This is a genomic window from Zhouia amylolytica (assembly GCF_900116365.1).
Taxonomy (GTDB): domain Bacteria; phylum Bacteroidota; class Bacteroidia; order Flavobacteriales; family Flavobacteriaceae; genus Zhouia; species Zhouia amylolytica.
On sequence record NZ_FPAG01000005.1, the window covers coordinates 138,973 to 154,897 of the forward strand.

14 protein-coding genes and 1 pseudogene are annotated in these 15,925 nt (G+C 32.6%); 8 read left to right on the forward strand and 7 right to left on the reverse strand.

Features of this window, described 5'->3' with window-relative positions; genetic code table 11:
* Positions 1–8: 8 nt before the first annotated feature.
* The 7 genes from BM361_RS09350 to BM361_RS09380 form a co-directional block, all read right to left on the reverse strand.
* Positions 9–1,256, reverse strand: a complete 1,248-nt coding sequence (locus BM361_RS09350; RefSeq protein WP_074978427.1) for a restriction endonuclease subunit S — start codon at positions 1,254–1,256, stop codon at positions 9–11.
* Positions 1,240–2,811, reverse strand: a complete 1,572-nt coding sequence (locus BM361_RS09355) for a type I restriction-modification system subunit M (RefSeq protein ID WP_074978429.1) — start codon at positions 2,809–2,811, stop codon at positions 1,240–1,242. Before BM361_RS09355 ends, BM361_RS09350 begins: the two co-directional genes overlap by 17 nt.
* Positions 2,812–3,012: 201 nt before the next feature.
* Positions 3,013–3,387, reverse strand: coding sequence for a hypothetical protein (locus tag BM361_RS09360; RefSeq protein WP_074978431.1), 375 nt, complete (start codon positions 3,385–3,387; stop codon positions 3,013–3,015).
* Positions 3,388–3,503: 116 nt separating this feature from the next.
* The gene (locus BM361_RS09365; protein ID WP_074978432.1) at positions 3,504–3,764 is read right to left on the reverse strand and encodes a hypothetical protein; all 261 of its coding nucleotides are present in this window, start codon (positions 3,762–3,764) and stop codon (positions 3,504–3,506) included.
* 200 nt (positions 3,765–3,964) lie between these two features.
* On the reverse strand, positions 3,965–4,714 hold the full coding sequence (locus BM361_RS09370; RefSeq protein WP_139226678.1) for a hypothetical protein: 750 nt from the start codon (positions 4,712–4,714) through the stop codon (positions 3,965–3,967).
* A 108-nt stretch (positions 4,715–4,822) separates the two neighbouring features.
* Positions 4,823–5,707, reverse strand: a complete 885-nt coding sequence (locus BM361_RS09375) for a response regulator transcription factor (protein ID WP_074978435.1) — start codon at positions 5,705–5,707, stop codon at positions 4,823–4,825.
* A gap of 1 nt (position 5,708) precedes the next feature.
* Positions 5,709–7,325 carry a histidine kinase dimerization/phosphoacceptor domain -containing protein gene (locus tag BM361_RS09380; RefSeq protein WP_074978437.1) on the reverse strand — a complete coding sequence of 539 codons (1,617 nt, stop codon included), beginning with the start codon at positions 7,323–7,325 and terminating at the stop codon, positions 5,709–5,711.
* Here BM361_RS09380 and BM361_RS09385 point away from each other — a divergent pair.
* The 8 genes and pseudogenes from BM361_RS09385 to mobB all read left to right on the forward strand — a co-directional run bounded on the left by BM361_RS09385 (position 7,324) and on the right by mobB (position 15,923).
* Positions 7,324–7,890: a hypothetical protein gene (locus BM361_RS09385; protein WP_074978438.1), complete on the forward strand. Its 567-nt coding sequence runs from the start codon at positions 7,324–7,326 to the stop codon at positions 7,888–7,890. The genes BM361_RS09380 and BM361_RS09385 overlap by 2 nt on opposite strands.
* A gap of 177 nt (positions 7,891–8,067) precedes the next feature.
* The gene (locus BM361_RS09390; protein ID WP_139226680.1) at positions 8,068–8,652 is read left to right on the forward strand and encodes a hypothetical protein; all 585 of its coding nucleotides are present in this window, start codon (positions 8,068–8,070) and stop codon (positions 8,650–8,652) included.
* Positions 8,653–8,657: 5 nt separating this feature from the next.
* On the forward strand, positions 8,658–11,690 hold the full coding sequence (locus BM361_RS09395) for a type IV secretory system conjugative DNA transfer family protein (RefSeq protein WP_074978441.1): 3,033 nt from the start codon (positions 8,658–8,660) through the stop codon (positions 11,688–11,690).
* Between the two features lie 63 nt (positions 11,691–11,753).
* Positions 11,754–13,304, forward strand: coding sequence for a recombinase family protein (locus BM361_RS09400; protein ID WP_074978442.1), 1,551 nt, complete (start codon positions 11,754–11,756; stop codon positions 13,302–13,304).
* Positions 13,220–13,405, forward strand: a pseudogene (locus BM361_RS16985) (single-stranded DNA-binding protein); the annotation flags it as partial. The gene BM361_RS09400 and the pseudogene BM361_RS16985, both read left to right, overlap by 85 nt.
* Before the next feature lie 72 nt (positions 13,406–13,477).
* Positions 13,478–13,927, forward strand: a complete 450-nt coding sequence (locus BM361_RS09410; protein ID WP_074978444.1) for a JAB domain-containing protein — start codon at positions 13,478–13,480, stop codon at positions 13,925–13,927.
* A 391-nt stretch (positions 13,928–14,318) separates the two neighbouring features.
* Positions 14,319–14,900 carry a BfmA/BtgA family mobilization protein gene (locus BM361_RS09420; RefSeq protein ID WP_074978447.1) on the forward strand — a complete coding sequence of 194 codons (582 nt, stop codon included), beginning with the start codon at positions 14,319–14,321 and terminating at the stop codon, positions 14,898–14,900.
* 3 nt (positions 14,901–14,903) lie between these two features.
* On the forward strand, positions 14,904–15,923 hold the full coding sequence (gene mobB / locus BM361_RS09425; RefSeq protein ID WP_074978449.1) for a MobB family relaxase: 1,020 nt from the start codon (positions 14,904–14,906) through the stop codon (positions 15,921–15,923).
* Positions 15,924–15,925: the final 2 nt, after the last annotated feature.

A 15,925-nucleotide genomic window follows, 5' to 3' on the forward strand; every position in this document is an offset into this window, starting at 1 on the left:
TGTTTTTTCTAATTTGCTAACTCCCTTTCAACCTTATATGAGGTCATCCTAGACAGAAGTAATGATTTTATTTCGTTTAATTGCTTTGATAATTGACGATTTGAATGAATTTTATCGAGTAAAGTCATGCCAATTTCTTGAAAAGATTCTATTATATCTGCTTGAGGGATTATAATGGGTAAGTCACTTAAATTCCCTTTGTTTAAACTACCTCGAATACTTTGACCATCAGATTCGTTTCTTAACTCATGGTATCTTGAATAAAGATTAAAGAAAATGAAAGCTTGATATTTTTCCTCTAAAGGTCTAATACACAATACAGATTGATTTATATAAGAATCTATTTTACAAAATGATGTTTGTCCTCTTGTTTTTCCTTGTCCAGCAGTTGCCATTATTGAGTCTCCAATCTTTGCTAACTTAGTAGATGAATTTTTAACACCTTCTTTGGTTATCATTCTTTCAGAGTCAATAATTACTGTCTCTCTAGTTTCACCAGAGGAAAGCCAGAAAAACTCATTTCCCCAATATGTTTCTTCATTTGTGCTAGGCGTTCCTCCACTAAAAATGTCTTTAGTAATAGTGCTTAAGACTTCTAATTTCCAACCAACAGGAATTTCCATATCTAATTCTTCATTATAAACCATTACACCACCAGAGGATTTATAAGGTTTACCTTCTTCATTTGGGAACTCAAAATCTACAAACCAATGTTTGTATAGTGTTTGAGCTGTTTCTTCTAGTTTTTGGTTGAGTTGCTCGTTTAGTTTAATGCGATTTACTACTGTATTGTATTCTTTTACGATTTCTAGTTGTTTTTCAATGGAAGGAACTGGTAACTTCATGTTCAAAAAATCTTCCCATTCCAAACTTCCTCTTACACCACCTACGGCATGAAAGCATGCTTCTCTATCAAATTCTGAACGAGTGAACCACATCATTAAATATTCAGGTAATAATTGAGATTCATTTATAATTTGAAAAACAGGATATGCTTGTGAGATAATAGCTTCGTCAAAATCTTGTAATAAAGCAACAGGCATTTTTTTATCACGTCTAACCTGCATAACACTACAAGCAAATTGCCCTTTCCTAATAATCTTATAGTTTTTCATATTAGTGCCAACCGTATTGGCAACAGATGGGATAAACTCTTTTGAAATGCTCAAGCCTAACAAAAGATTAATAGAAAGGTCTTTGTTACGTTCGTCAACTAACTCTATGAAATCGCCTATTTTTCTATAATTCGATGTCATAACCAAGCTCTTTAAAAACGTTTAATAAATCCTCTTTAGATTGTGCTTCTTGTTTGAGTAAATCTGTCATTTCAGCTTGTATAGTTTTCATCTTGTCCTCAAAATTGATGTTCTCGTCTCTGTTTACAAACTCAATGTATTTACTTGGCACTAAAGAGTAGTCTTTAGCTTTTACCTCTTCAAGATTTGCAGAATAGCAATATTCAGGCACATCTTCGTAACCTGAATCCTTTTGTTGCCAGTTGTGGTAAGTTTCAGCTATTTGTTTTATATGGTCAGGTGAGAATTGAATAAACTTTTTCTCAAAAGGTTCTCCAATTTCTCTTAAATCCATAAACAATATTTCATCTTCTCTATTCCTATAATTACGAGTGGCGTCAGGAAGTTTTACCACACGTTCTTTTTTGTTGTTATTTAAAATCCAAATTGTTACAGAAATATTGGTAGTATAAAACATGTTTTGAGGCAAAATAACAATCGCTTCTACCAAGTTGTTTTCAATAAGTTTTTTACGTATTTTATACTCTTCACCACCACCAGAAAGCGCTCCGTTTGCCAAGATAAATCCAGCTACACCATTTTGAGAGAGTTTAGAGACCATATTTAAAATCCACCCATAATTGGCGTTGCTTTTTGGTGGTACATCGTAACCTTTCCAACGAGGGTCATCTAGTAACTCATTATCAGCTCTCCAGTCCTTTTGGTTAAATGGTGGATTAGCCATAATAAAGTCGGCTTTTAGGTCTTTATGTTGGTCTTTGGCAAAGGTATCGGCAGGTACATCCCCTAAATTGGCTGCAATACCTCGAATAGCCAAGTTCATCTTTGCAAGTTTATAAGTAGTAGAAGTATATTCTTGTCCGTAAATAGAGACTTCTTTTTTGTCCCCATTATGCGCTTCAATAAACTTAATGGACTGCACAAACATACCACCAGAACCACAGGCAGGATCGTAGATAATTCCTTTGTATGGTTCTATCATTTCAGCAATAAGATTTACAATACTTTTTGGTGTGTAGAATTCTCCCTTTCCTTTTCCTTCAGCTAATGCAAACTTGCTTAAAAAATACTCATACACACGGCCAACAATATCTTGCTCCTTATCTTTAAGTGTATCAATATTATTAATGGTATCGAGTAGTGCAGACAATTTACTCACATCCATATTAAGGCGTGAAAAATAGTTATCAGGCAACGCACCTTTTAATGCGGGATTATTTTTTTCTACGGTATGTAAGGCAGTATCTATTTTTAAAGCAATATCATCTTGTTTGGCATTTTCAATAAGATAACTCCAGCGGGATGCTTCAGGTAAAAAGAAGACGTTCTTCATATTGTAGAACTCCTTCATTTCAAGATATTTTTCTTTCCCTTCTTCTATCAATTCTTGTCTGCGTTCCTCAAATTTATCGCTGGCAAACTTTAAGAAAATTAAACTTAATACTACGTGTTTGTATTCAGAAGACTCTACTGTTCCACGAAGTTTATTTGCTGAATCCCAAAGAGTTTCTTCAATGGTTTTTTGTTTTTTGGTTGTTGTTTTTCGTTTAGCCATAGATAGGGGTGATACTTTATATTTTACCAAATATACAGGTTTTGTCAGAGGGCATGTTTTGCCTTCTGAATATTTTTATTAATATAATTTTATAAGGAGAAAATAGCGATATAAATGTAGGAAAAATAAAAACTCCTACAAAGATAGAAGTAGATAAAATTCTCTTAAGAATAGACTTGTTAAAAATATAATCTTTGCTCTTTATTTATAATGAAATGAAGGTAGGTTTTTAATATTAATCATTTGTAAAATAAGGCGAGTTAAGAAAAAACCACAAACGTATACCAAAAAAGAGATTGAATTAAAATATTTTTTAAGAATAATCTCTGGGCCAAAGAAATAGATTATTAAATAGATAATACCTATATAAAAAATGTTATATAATACGCTCCCTAAAGCTCCCCATTTACCTGTAATAATGAACTTAAGCACAGCGATATTTAACATGATAATAGCTATAATAGCTATAATATACCAATTTTCAATAATAATTGGGTTTATAATACCCCACCAAAAGTTAAGTGTATTGGCTGGAAATTCTAGAATAATTTTTACGATTTGTTCAATAGGTGTCATTATTTATTTATACACCTTAAAATAATGAAGTCAATAATTTGAAGTAATAAGAAGTAATAAAAAGGTTCGGTAAAACATATTACCGAACCTTTTTGAAGAGAATATTTAATTAGAAATTACTCTACAATCTCTAAACGAGTGAAAAAGTATTTTAAAGACCAATACATCCAATAAGGTGTAGCTAAACCAAATGTAATGATGGATAATAGCATTAAACCTAAAGACATAATGAAATATTCTCCAAAGCCCCCTGTAAATTTTATTTTTTTACTCATAAGTAATTTTTTTATAGTTATAGTTTCGTTTTTTAAGGTCTCTTTTTTATTGTTATCTTTTTTAGATATTTCTAGTAATTCTGAAACAGATTTTTCCATCATCTATCTTCTTTAATTTGTTTAGTATAAAGAGTAATAAAGAATGTTGCTAATAACACACATCCAACAAAATAGATGATGTTTATAATTGTATAGGGTAAATAAAATCCTAGAATACTATTTAAAAAATACACTAATTGAATAAGTGTTATTAATATAACTCCTAAAAGAGCTAATCCTGTTGCTTTTTTAAGTTCCATAATTTATTGTCCTACACGTTTACGTTTAGCTTTTATTTGTTTCGCAATTTGCTCCATTTCTCGTGGGTCTATGTGGCGAGATAAATTAGACATTGCGTCAGCATAGTAAGATTCTAACACCTTAGCAACAGGGTTATATATACCTGTATCGCTTAAAATAACTTTATCAGACACTTTTCCTTTAGAGCCATCAAATGTTAGGTTACCATTAGCGTTTACTGGTTTACGGTCAAGGTCAACAGTTTTTTTCCAAAATTTTTCACCGTCTATAGGATCTGTTGCCGTAAGGATAATTCTACCCTTATGGTAAAAAGTACCTCCTAATTTATAACAAGTTTTGCATAACATTTGAGTGCTAAAGTTTGGTGTTCTTTTACCAAAACTTCCCTGTTCAGTTAGTATTTCAACTTCAATTTCAATGGCAAAATCGCTATTTAATTTATCACCATATACCATTTCATCTCTTGTTTTATATGGCCCCTTGATTTTGAATCCGTTTGCATTTAGTGTTTCTTCAAAATCATCAGCCATATTTCGTACAAAAGATGCATATGGCTCAACAAGGTTGTTGTTGTCTCCATCAGAGAAAACAGGGTCGATGATAGCAACTGTTAAGCTATTTTCGGAGATTTGATTGCGTTGTTCTGGTGTGTAGCCAAACTTAGGATTGTACTTTGACGGAGCAACTTGTTTTACGCTTCCGCAAGACATCATTAAAAACCCTAAGGCTAAGAGAGTGAATAATTTTTTCATTTTTACATGGTTTATAAGATTGATGTAAAAATGAAATGAATTTAAAACACAAAAAAACCAGAATGAAAACATCTGGTTTTTGAATGAAAATGTAGGTTTAGCAAAATTTTATTTCATTCTTTCATATAAGCTTTCAAAACGTTTTTCTACTTCCGCCTTGTATCTGTCTGAAATTTCTAATACTTGGTCAGCAATTTTAATTCGCTTTCCATTAATTCTTCCTTGTAAAGAGAATTCATTGTCTATATTAACAATATAATCGTCACTAATACGAACAAAATATGGCGGCACCTTTTTAAGTATTACAGATAAGTTGTTTGGAACGATATATGATTTTTTCATCCAAGTATAAGCACGTGCATTATTTCGTTCTAATTTTTTATACATAGTTTTTTTTCGTTCTTCTGTCTTTTGCTCATCTATTTCTTCTGTATTTGTTGTGAAGTATGCTATTTCTTTAAATGGAATACCAACTTGTGAGATGGTTTTGTTGTCTAAGTCTTTGGTGTTTTGAACATAGTCAACATATACCAAAATATCCTCTTTTATGAGAGGTTTAGGAGGTGATTTATATAATTCAAGCACTGTTTGTATAGAGCGAATTAAACGTTTTTCATCCAAATGAGGTTTTGTTTGAATTACTATTGGATCTTCCTCAGTTAGATTGATATCTTTTTTCGAAATAAAATCACCCTGTTTCGTTTTTAAACCTTCATAAAAGGTTTGGTCGTCATCTAAATCAGTTACATATATAAAAGGAATGTTATATTCTTTTCTTAACAAGTTACCGAGATAAATACCATTATGGTCTCCTTGCAAATCAATATCTAATAATACTAAATCAGGTCTTTCTTTATTGATGTTACCAATTGCTTTTTCGACGCTAGGTGAGTAGGAACCTACTGAATAATGATGGTCTTTGAGAATCATTTTAAGTCGCTTATATATAAGCGACTTGTCTTCTACAACAAGTATATGAGCTTTATTTTTCATTTTATGCAGCAGTTTTAGGTAATGTTATGTTCATGGCAACACCACTAGAGCCATCTATGTTAAAAGTACCTCCATATTCTTGAGTTAAAAGCTGAATTGTTTCAAGTCCAAAAGAATCTAAACTATCGATATCAAAATCTTTTGGTAAGCCTTTACCATTGTCCTTCAATGATAATGTGTAAGATTTACTGTTTGAACTTAAGTTAATATCTATAATACCTTTTTCAGTATCATTAAAAGCATACTTGTAAGAATTGGTAACAAATTCGTTAACTATAAGTCCTACAGGAAAAGACGTGTCTGCAAGAATGGTTTCCTCATTTTTTGTTTTATTTAAAATGCTAATATTTTCTTTTGCATAAGCTTCTTGTACATTTTTAACAAGTGTATCTATATAATTTTTGGCTTTTACAGAGGTTATATCGTCTTTCTTAAAGAGTTGTTTATTAACTTCAAACATACTACGCATTCTGTTTTGGAGTTCATTGAGTTTGGTTTGATAGGCTTCATCTTCAAATCTTCCTTTGGCAAGGTTTATAAACAAATCAATAAATGAAAGATTGTTTTTCATACGATGGTGCAACTCCTTTTGCAAGGTCTCTACCATGTTTTTTTGTTTTTTAATCTTTTTAAAGAAATAATAAACTAGAAATAATGAAGTAATTGAAATTATAAAAAGTAAAGTTAGATAGGTGATATTTGCATTTTTATACTCTATTTCATTTTGACTTAATTGCTCTTGAGTTTTTAACCTAAATAATTCATCGTCAATAACTCTCTTTTGTGATCTAACTAATAAAGAATCTTTAAAATTTTTATAAAAATTATGTTGTACACTATCTCTTAAATTATCCCACTTAACATATGATTTTAAGATTTGGTCTGATTTACGTTCTTTCAAATCTATTTGATGTAGTAGCCTTAAAAAACGTTCTCTTACAATTGAAAATTCACTTTTAAGGTATTTGTTTTTAAAACTATAGATGCTTTTTATGTCTGATTTTTTAGCAAACTTATATGCAAGTTTAGATATTTCAATTAAAGAAGATGTTTTTTTAGAAAGCTCGGTGTTTTCAATTAAAGTATTTAAATTTTTAATATGTTTTTCGACTTCTTTAACATTCCCTTGTAAAGAAAGTAGGTAAATTAAATTGTTTAAAGTTTCTATTTCAAATAATTTATCTTTACTAAGTTTAGCCATATTAACAGAAAGGGTTGTTAATAAAATAGCATCTTTATATTTACCTTCATTTATTAAAGCTCTCCCAATACCATCCCTTAAATACATTTGAGGGATAGGTTCAATTTTTTTAAAAAGTAATTGATGGTTTATACCTTCTTTAAATTGATTTACTGCTTCGTATGTGTCATATATTTCATTATAAACATTACCTAAACCGATACAAGATTGAACAAAAAGAGGAGAATATTTTTTATTTCCTACACACTCTTTTACTTTTATATAATTTTCAATAGCTTTAGAAAGTTTAGATTCTCTTTGCTGTTTTTCAGCGATAGTTAAAAAACGTTGACAATTTACAGTTGTATCTTGACTTTTAATGTTTTGAGATTGAGAATTAAAAACTGTTAACAAAAAAATAAGTAAGGTAATTCGCATGGTTAAGTTAGTTTTTCGTGAAATTTTGATGTTAATTTTTTTATTAATTTTTACTGCTTGTACAAATAATGATTTATCTAAAAATGTTGATAGTCTTTTAAAAAAGGGTAAGTATTCGCAATTATTTTCGCAATTAAAATACCCAAAGAATCCATCAAAAAACCTAATTGATGTTAGGTTAACTCCAATGATAGATAGCAATTTTTTTAAACTTGACTCTAGTTCTATTGCTAAAACTAAAAATTATATTTATGATTTAAGTCTTAATGATACTATTAAAAGTCTATTGTTGTCTGAAACCCCTAATAGTTTTTCGGTTGTTGGAAAAATATTTAACTATAAATCAATTGATACAATTATGTTTGAAAAAGGTAGGTCTTTATTTATTGTTCATGCCCTATATTCATTAAAAGAAGTGTCAGAACCATATAGCCTAGATCCTTTAGCTATAAATAAAAAAGAACTTAGCCCCAACACTCAAATTATTTTTAAAATGAAAAGAACACTTTTTGGTATTAAAGTAATATCAATAGAGTCTCCAGATATTCATGTGTCGGATGAGTAAATATAAATGTTAAAATTTTAACATTCAATGATTTCTGTAAAAAATGACAGGAAATAAATTTTCATTTTATTTCACTTAATTTTCATTAAAAATAATAATATTTTCATTTTAAATATTTCAAAATAACGATTTCAGATACTTTCATTACATAATTACTAACCATTAAAAACGCTAATTATGAATGAATTTACCTTTTATTTAATGAGATATGGCATGTATGCTGTATATGGAATTATAGTTTTTCTTGTGTTGAAGTTTATTTTCAGCAAAACTTTAAAAAACTATCACTCAAATTGGAACACTCTTATTGATAACTTTGAGTACTCGCCAAAGGAATTTTATCAACGCCTAAAAACAGAATTAGAATCTCACGGAGTAACAAAAATCAGTATTAAAGAAACAATGCATAAAGAAGGTGGTATGATGTCTCATTCACGATTATACCTGCGTGCAACGTGGAAAGATTATCAATATGATATTTGTGGAGCAAAATTTGGTCATGGATTTTTCGTGTCGTGGTGGCTATTGTATAAAGATTCAATAGGCAAAATATTAATCTCTAAAATACCATTTGTAGGTGGTTGGCTTGCAAGAAGATTATACCCAGTAACTTATTACCGAATAGATACTGCATCTATGTTTATGTCTTACGCTCAATCATCAGTGCTAAAAGTTATCGAAGACATTACAAATGACAAAGGAGTCCGTGCATTAACCGAAGCTGAAAAGAAGCCAGTATTGAATAACATATTTATTCGTTAGTTTGGATGAATGCTAGCGAACAAGCAACACTTAACTTCTATCAATGGGAGTATCGTCATCGTGGTTACTACCATTTTGACACCCCTGTTGATATAGAGGTTCCATATATTCCCTTTCGTCATAAAACGTATCAGCATGAATCCATAGAAGATGATGGACGTGCTCCATCACTCTTTAAACAAATAACTAAATTACTTACTCCATCTAAAGAAAAAGAAGAATCAACCGAAGAAGTAGCAGAAATAGAACCTCGATTTTTAGCTTTCGATAGTAAGCCGAATCTTGTCGGAGTTTCATTCTCATTTCCAAAAGGAACCGAAATACCGTCTAATAGAAATATTGAATTTCTTAATATGCTGTCGTTTACGGAGAACCTACTTTCATTTGAAATAATTGGAACTTCAGAGAGTATTACTATCCAGTTTGTTTGTAGTGAATATGATAAAGGAAGAGTAACATCGCATTTACAAGCCTATTTTCCAACCGCAATTATTCGTGCAATAGAAATAGATGATTTTGGTTTTGATTCTGAAAATGATATTGCAATTGCAGATTTTGGTTTGAATGATGAATACATGAGAAGTATTGCAACTACTAATTCATTTATCATAGACCCATTAACTTCTGTTGTTGCAATAATGGAATCACTACAACAAAATGATATTGTAGTATTTCAAATACTGTTTAAAGGAATTGCCTCTCCGCTCGCAAAAGATATAACCTATTCGGTTTCTGATGGTGTTGGCGGTTCATTCTTTGCCGATGCTCCTGAAATGCCAAATTGTGCGAAAGATAAAATTACAAACCCATTGTTTTCGGTGGTTATGCGAATTGCTACCCAAGGAGAAAATAATATTAGAAGTCAGTATCTAGCACAAGAATTGGCACGAAGTATTTCAGCTATTTCAACTTCGGAATATAACAAGCTAATTCCATTATCTAATGAAGGATATGATTATAATTTTCACAAATATAATCTGCACCATCGATTAAGTAATAGGTTGGGATTTGTATTGAATTCCAAAGAGCTTAATACTTTTCTTCATTATCCAAACAAAACAATAGTCTCCAAAAAACTTGGATTACAAGGTGGGAAAACAAAACAAGTTCCGACAACTATTACCAATCAAAAATATCTACTTGGTATAAACGAACATAATGGAGTAGAAAGTAAAGTAATGTTGAATGACGAAATGCGCTTACGTCATAAACACATAATCGGAGCAACAGGAGTTGGTAAAAGTACATTGATTACTAACATGATGATTGAAGATATGAATACAGGAAATGGCTGTGCTTTGTTTGACCCACATGGAGATATTGTAGAAGATGTTTTACTTCGTATTCCACAACATCGTAAAAATGATGTTATTGTAATTGATCCATCTGATACGAACTACTCTATCGGGTTTAATTTATTGGGGGCAACAACTGATTCAGAAAAAATAGTTTTGAGTTCAGATTTAGTGTCATCCTTCAAACGTCACGCAACAGCATGGGGCGATAATATGTCCGCAGTTCTCTCCAACGCTATTAATACTTTTTTAGAAAGCAGTAGAGATGGAACACTCATTGAGTTAAAACGTTTTTTATTAGAAGATTCATTTAGAAAAGAGTTTTTAACTTCGGTTCAAGACCCATCTATTCATTATTACTGGAATAATGAATATGCGATGGTAAGTAAAAGAATTGCTCCATTACTAACGAGAATAGATACCTTTTTACGTCCTAAAGTTATCCGATATATGTTGGCTCAAACTGGAGGTGTTGATTTCAAAAAATGTATTGAAGAAAAAAAGATTGTTTTAATCAAGCTTTCACAAGGTTTAATAGGTGAAGAGAATAGCTTTTTATTAGGTTCAATTTTCCTTTCAAAATTTAACCAAGTAGCACAAGGACGACAATCATTACCAAAGCATCAGCGTCATCCTTATTACATATATCTTGATGAATTTCAGAATTTTATAACGCCAAGTATTACTAGGATACTTTCTGGCGCAAGAAAATATGGTCTAGGATTAGTGTTGGCACATCAAGAATTAGGACAAATTGATGATGCTAAAATTCTGAATTCTGTTATTTCAAATCCGTACACACGAATATGTTTTAGGTTGGGAGATTCTGATGCAAAACGACTGGAGTCTGGGTTTTCCTATTTTGAACAATCAGATTTACAAAGTTTAGGAATTGGACAAGCCATTATGCGAGTTGGTTCTTCAAATGATGATTTTAATATTTCAACATTTCCATTACCTAAAGCTGAAATTGATGCAGAAATAAATCGGAAAATTATTCTTACCAATACGAGAAATAGTTATGCAAAACCCAAAGTAGAACTTGATAAACTCTTAATATCATTATTACCGAAGCGAACTCAATTTAAAAAAGAACCTAAAGAGAAAGTAATTCTTAAAAAACAGGAGGAAGTTATTGAGATTATTGACTCAAAAGAAGAAGTAGAGGTTATTGAAGATACAGAAGAAACTATAGAAAATAATCATATTTCTGACACTCAAAGAGAACAACTGGTAAAGGAAGAAAACGAATCTTTAGAAGTTAGAGCCCATACCTATCTACAATCAATCATTAAAAAACTGGGACAAGATCGAAACTATAAAGCCACCAAAGAATATCCTACAAAAGATGGTGGGCGTATCGATATGGTATTAGAAAAAAATGGTTTGAAAATAGCATTTGAGATATCGGAAACCAATAAACCTGCTTACGAAGTTAAGAACATTAAAAAATGTTTAAAAGCAGGGTGTATTCCAGTTGTAATGGTTTCAAAAAGTAAACATCACTTAATGAGTGTTAAGAAACTGGCAGATAAAGAGTTAAGTGATAAGGACAAGGAGTTAATACAGTATTTACAGCCTGATGAAATACCAAACTTCCTTGACCAATTTATTCTTGAACCTAGTAGAAAAGAAGAAGTAGTTAAAGGGTACAGAATAGTAACTGAATTTGATGACGTAGAGAGTACTAAAATTAAGAATCTTAAATCACGAATTGCAAGAGTATTTAAGCGAAAAAAATAAAGTTCTGTATTGTTTTTGAACTCTTTTTTAAAGCAATTATTTTAGATACAAAACACTGTAAATATGAATGTTGGACTTTTTATTCGAGTAAGTACTTTAGACCAAGCGAACAATACGGATTCTGTTGAGACACACATTGAACGTGGTAAATTATACGCACAATCTAGAGAGTGGAATGTAGTTGAAATTTATAACCTCGCTGGTGTTTCTGGAAAGAGTACAATTAATCACCAACAAACAAGTAAAATGTTTGATGATATCATTTCTGGAAAAATTGAAGCCGTAATCATAAGTTCCTTGAGTAGACTTGCTAGAAATACTTCAGAATTATTGGAGTATAGTAAATTTTTTGAGGAACATAATGCTTCTCTAATTTCTATTAATGAATCTTTGGATACTTCAACAAGTGGTGGAAAATTCTTTTATACGCTTTTATCTGCCCTCTCCACGTATGAACGAGAGATAACCTACGAACGACAGATAGCCAGTTTAAATTACCGTAGAAAGCAAGGTAAATTTACTGGTGGGATGGTAAGTTATGGGTACAAAATTGTTGATGCAGAAGTAGTAATTAATGAAGAAGAAGCTCCTGTAAGAAGATTGATATATGATTTGTTTTTAGAACATCAAAGAATGTCATCCGTTGCACGCGAATTAAACAATAGAGGATATGTTACACGAAAAGGAAAACCATGGTCTGACACAACCATACGAAGACTTTTAAAAAATACAGATGCAAAAGGGGTAAGACGATGTAATTATAGAGGTCAATTAACTGATGATAATCCTACTGGACTAAAGCCACAATCTGAATGGCAATATCTTCCCTGTCCTGCGTTAATATCTCAAGAAAAATGGGATGAGGTAAATGCAATTATTAAAGACCAAGAAAAAAATAGCAAAAACAAGCAACCACTTAATAAACGTGTTCATTTGTTTACAGGTTATCTCAAGTGTGATAAAGGACATAAATTAAGTGTGATAACAAAGAGTTCTAATTACCGATGTAAAGCGTGTAAGTTAAGTATTAACAAAGATGATTTAGAAGAGGTGTTTTTATCACGATTAAAAAAGTTTTTAATTTCTGATGAAGAACTAGCGAATTACAATCAATCTAACCAACAAGAATTACAGTTAAAAATTGATGAGATAGAATTTTCCGAAACACAATTAGAGAAGCTAGAAAAGAAATTAGAAAAACTTATTGATTTAAATTTAAATGGAGAAATTCCAACCAAAGGATTTAAAAAACATTACGAGCCAGTTTATGTAAGAAAAGAAAATCTAGAAGCTAATATCAATAACTTAAAACTTGAACTTAAAAAATTAGAAGAAGCTAAATCTTCTTTTGATATTATTGCTAACAAGTCTTTAGATTTTTATAACAATTGGGAGAATCTAGACCGAGGAGAAAAGCGATACGTAGTAGAATCCATTACCAACGAAATTATATTTGATGGGCAAACCATTAGTTTTAGGCTAAAACAGATAGCTCCGCTATCTTCTTTGGAATTAGGGCAAAATGGTCAACAACGTGGCACAACGTGGTGGCTTGGGGGAAGGCCGCAGAAATTATTGAAAAGTACGTGGCTAAAAGCAAAGAACTGGCCATAACCGGAAAACTTACCTCAAGATCCTATGAGGATAAAGATGGCGTGAAACGCTATGTAACCGAAATTACAGCCAGTGAAATTCTTTTGCTAGGTAGTAAGTAAAACAAAAAAGAGGGCATTTTATATCCCTATAGTGTGTCCTCTTTTTATTCTTTAACCGCTAAATGTAAAGCTATGAAATTTATCGTAAATGAAATACAGATCAGCTATAAAGAGCAATTAGATGTTCATCAGATGCCGAAGATCACAGGATCAAAAGCCGCCGCAGAATTACTTTATAACCATTGGGATAAAAAAACCATTGGATGCCAGGAGTGTTTTAAAGTAGTACTACTTAATAACGCCAATAGGGTTAAAGGGGTGTATGAGATATCAAAAGGAAGCATAACAGGAACCTTGGTGGATTTAAGGATCTTGTTCGCCATTATACTTAAATCACTGACCGTGGCCATTGTATTGGTGCATAATCACCCCTCAGGGAATCTCTGTGCCAGCCAAGCCGACAAAGAGCTGACCCATAAAATTAAACAGGCCGCCGGGTTTTTTGATGTAGCTGTATTAGATCACCTGATACTAGCGCCCAATGGAAACTACTTTAGTTTCTCCGATGCCTTTATTTTATAAATCACTAAATACAACCAAAAGCGCCCATCTATTATGATGGGCTTTTTTTATGTTACATCCCCTATTATTTGTACCTTGAATGGGTGATTTGACTCGAATAATTGGCAACCCTTCATCCTGATTTTTCAGGAATTGATTTGACTTTCCCAGTTGCCAATTCCATATATAAAATATACTGGATCTGTGTGATCCATGGCTGATGTTTTGGTCCGCTCTGCGCACCAAAAGATAAGCAAGAGGGTAGCGCGCTAAAGCGACGCGTTCTGCCAGCTTTTCCCTGCAAAGCCCCTGTTTATAATGGTTTAGAGGCAAGTATGGTAATATCAGCGAACTGGTTTTTTACTAAAAAAGCCGCTGAGCCCAGTAAATACAACAGATTTTTTACTAAAAAATGGATAAAGGATACAAAAAAGAAAGGTTTATAACCTTAAAAATTAAGCGCTCTGTAGCTGTAAGGTTTCGAAGGTTTTGTAAAAAATACAAAACCTCTCAGTCCCTCACATTAGACCATATGATGGAATTCTTTGATCGCAATGGAGTGACACCCAAAGATCGATTGGGACAAACCATTACCAGTCTAAAAGGTCAAATGTCCCGTCGCTTTAATGCCATTATTGCCATTATCCGTGATATCGAAAAAGGACAAACCAAACCCACCCTAGCCATGTTACAGGCCCTGTTTGAACAGCACCTGCAGGATCCAAAAGGTGCTACCTTGTCAGAAGAGGATTTTGATTTTTTAGAACCTGAACCGGGAGGCGGTAGTGACACCGATTTTGAGATAGGGGAGCTGACCATACCTAAAATTCGATATGATCGATTGGAAGAAAAACTTCTAAGCCTGCAAAGAGATTTTGAATTTGTGCTTACCAATATTCAGCAGGTACATCCACCATTGGGCAAATCCTATCTCAAAGTCAACCTTACCCAAGAAAAAATCGAAACATATAAACGAACCCTTAAAAATCTATAAACCATGTATGTTACCATAAGCGCACAATACCAAGGAGGGAACTTTAAAGGCAGTGTCGGTGATTTTGTAAAGTATCTGGAAAAAGAAAACCAGAAGAAGGCCCCCCAGGAGCAGGAGCTTTATTTCAATCAACATAAGGACGACATCAACCCACAAACCGTGATCACCCAAATCGATAACAATACCGCCAAACTCAAAAAGAAAGAGCCTAAGTTTTATTCCATTGTAGTGAGTCCTTCGAAGCGTGAACTTAAACACATTGGAGACAACCCAGAAAAACTACGGCAGTATACCCGGGAGCTGATGAAAGCCTACGCCGCTTCCTTTTATAGGGATCGAACCGTAACAGTGGATGATATAAAGTACTATGCTAAAATAGAGCACGAGCGCAGCTACTCGGAAAAAGACAAACAGATCAAAGAAAACCAACCCTACTTGAATAAAATACTGGAGCTTAAAAATAAGATCAGAGAGATTGAAAGGGGAGAGGCCAAAGGGAATATTCAAAAGCTAAGTAGACAAATCTCAAAAATACAGCACCAGGCACCCCACCACCAAAATGGTAAGATGATAGTTCATGGGATGCAAAAACAAGGCCATCAAAGCCATGTGCATATCATCGTAAGCCGAAAGGACATCACCAACACCCATAGCCTCTCACCAGGTTCTAAATACAAGGCATCACAGACCATTCTCAATGGCAGAAAACAAAAACAGGGATTCAACAGAAATCAGTTCTATAAAGCTGCAGAGAAGACCTTTGATACCACCTTTGGATATCGACGTAACTTTGTAGAGAGCTACCATGCCAGAAACCTGCTGGATAAAAACCCGAAACAGTTTTTTACGGCGCTTTCCGGGTTGCCCACTACTGAGCGGCAAGCGGCTTTTAAACTATTGCGCGCAACTGGAGTGAAGCTGCCTGTGATTCCTGTTAGTCAGGCCCAACTGGCCTATAAAACCCTTATGAAACTAAAGCGCAGCATTGGAAAGGCCATCGACTCAGGATCCATTGGAATATAATA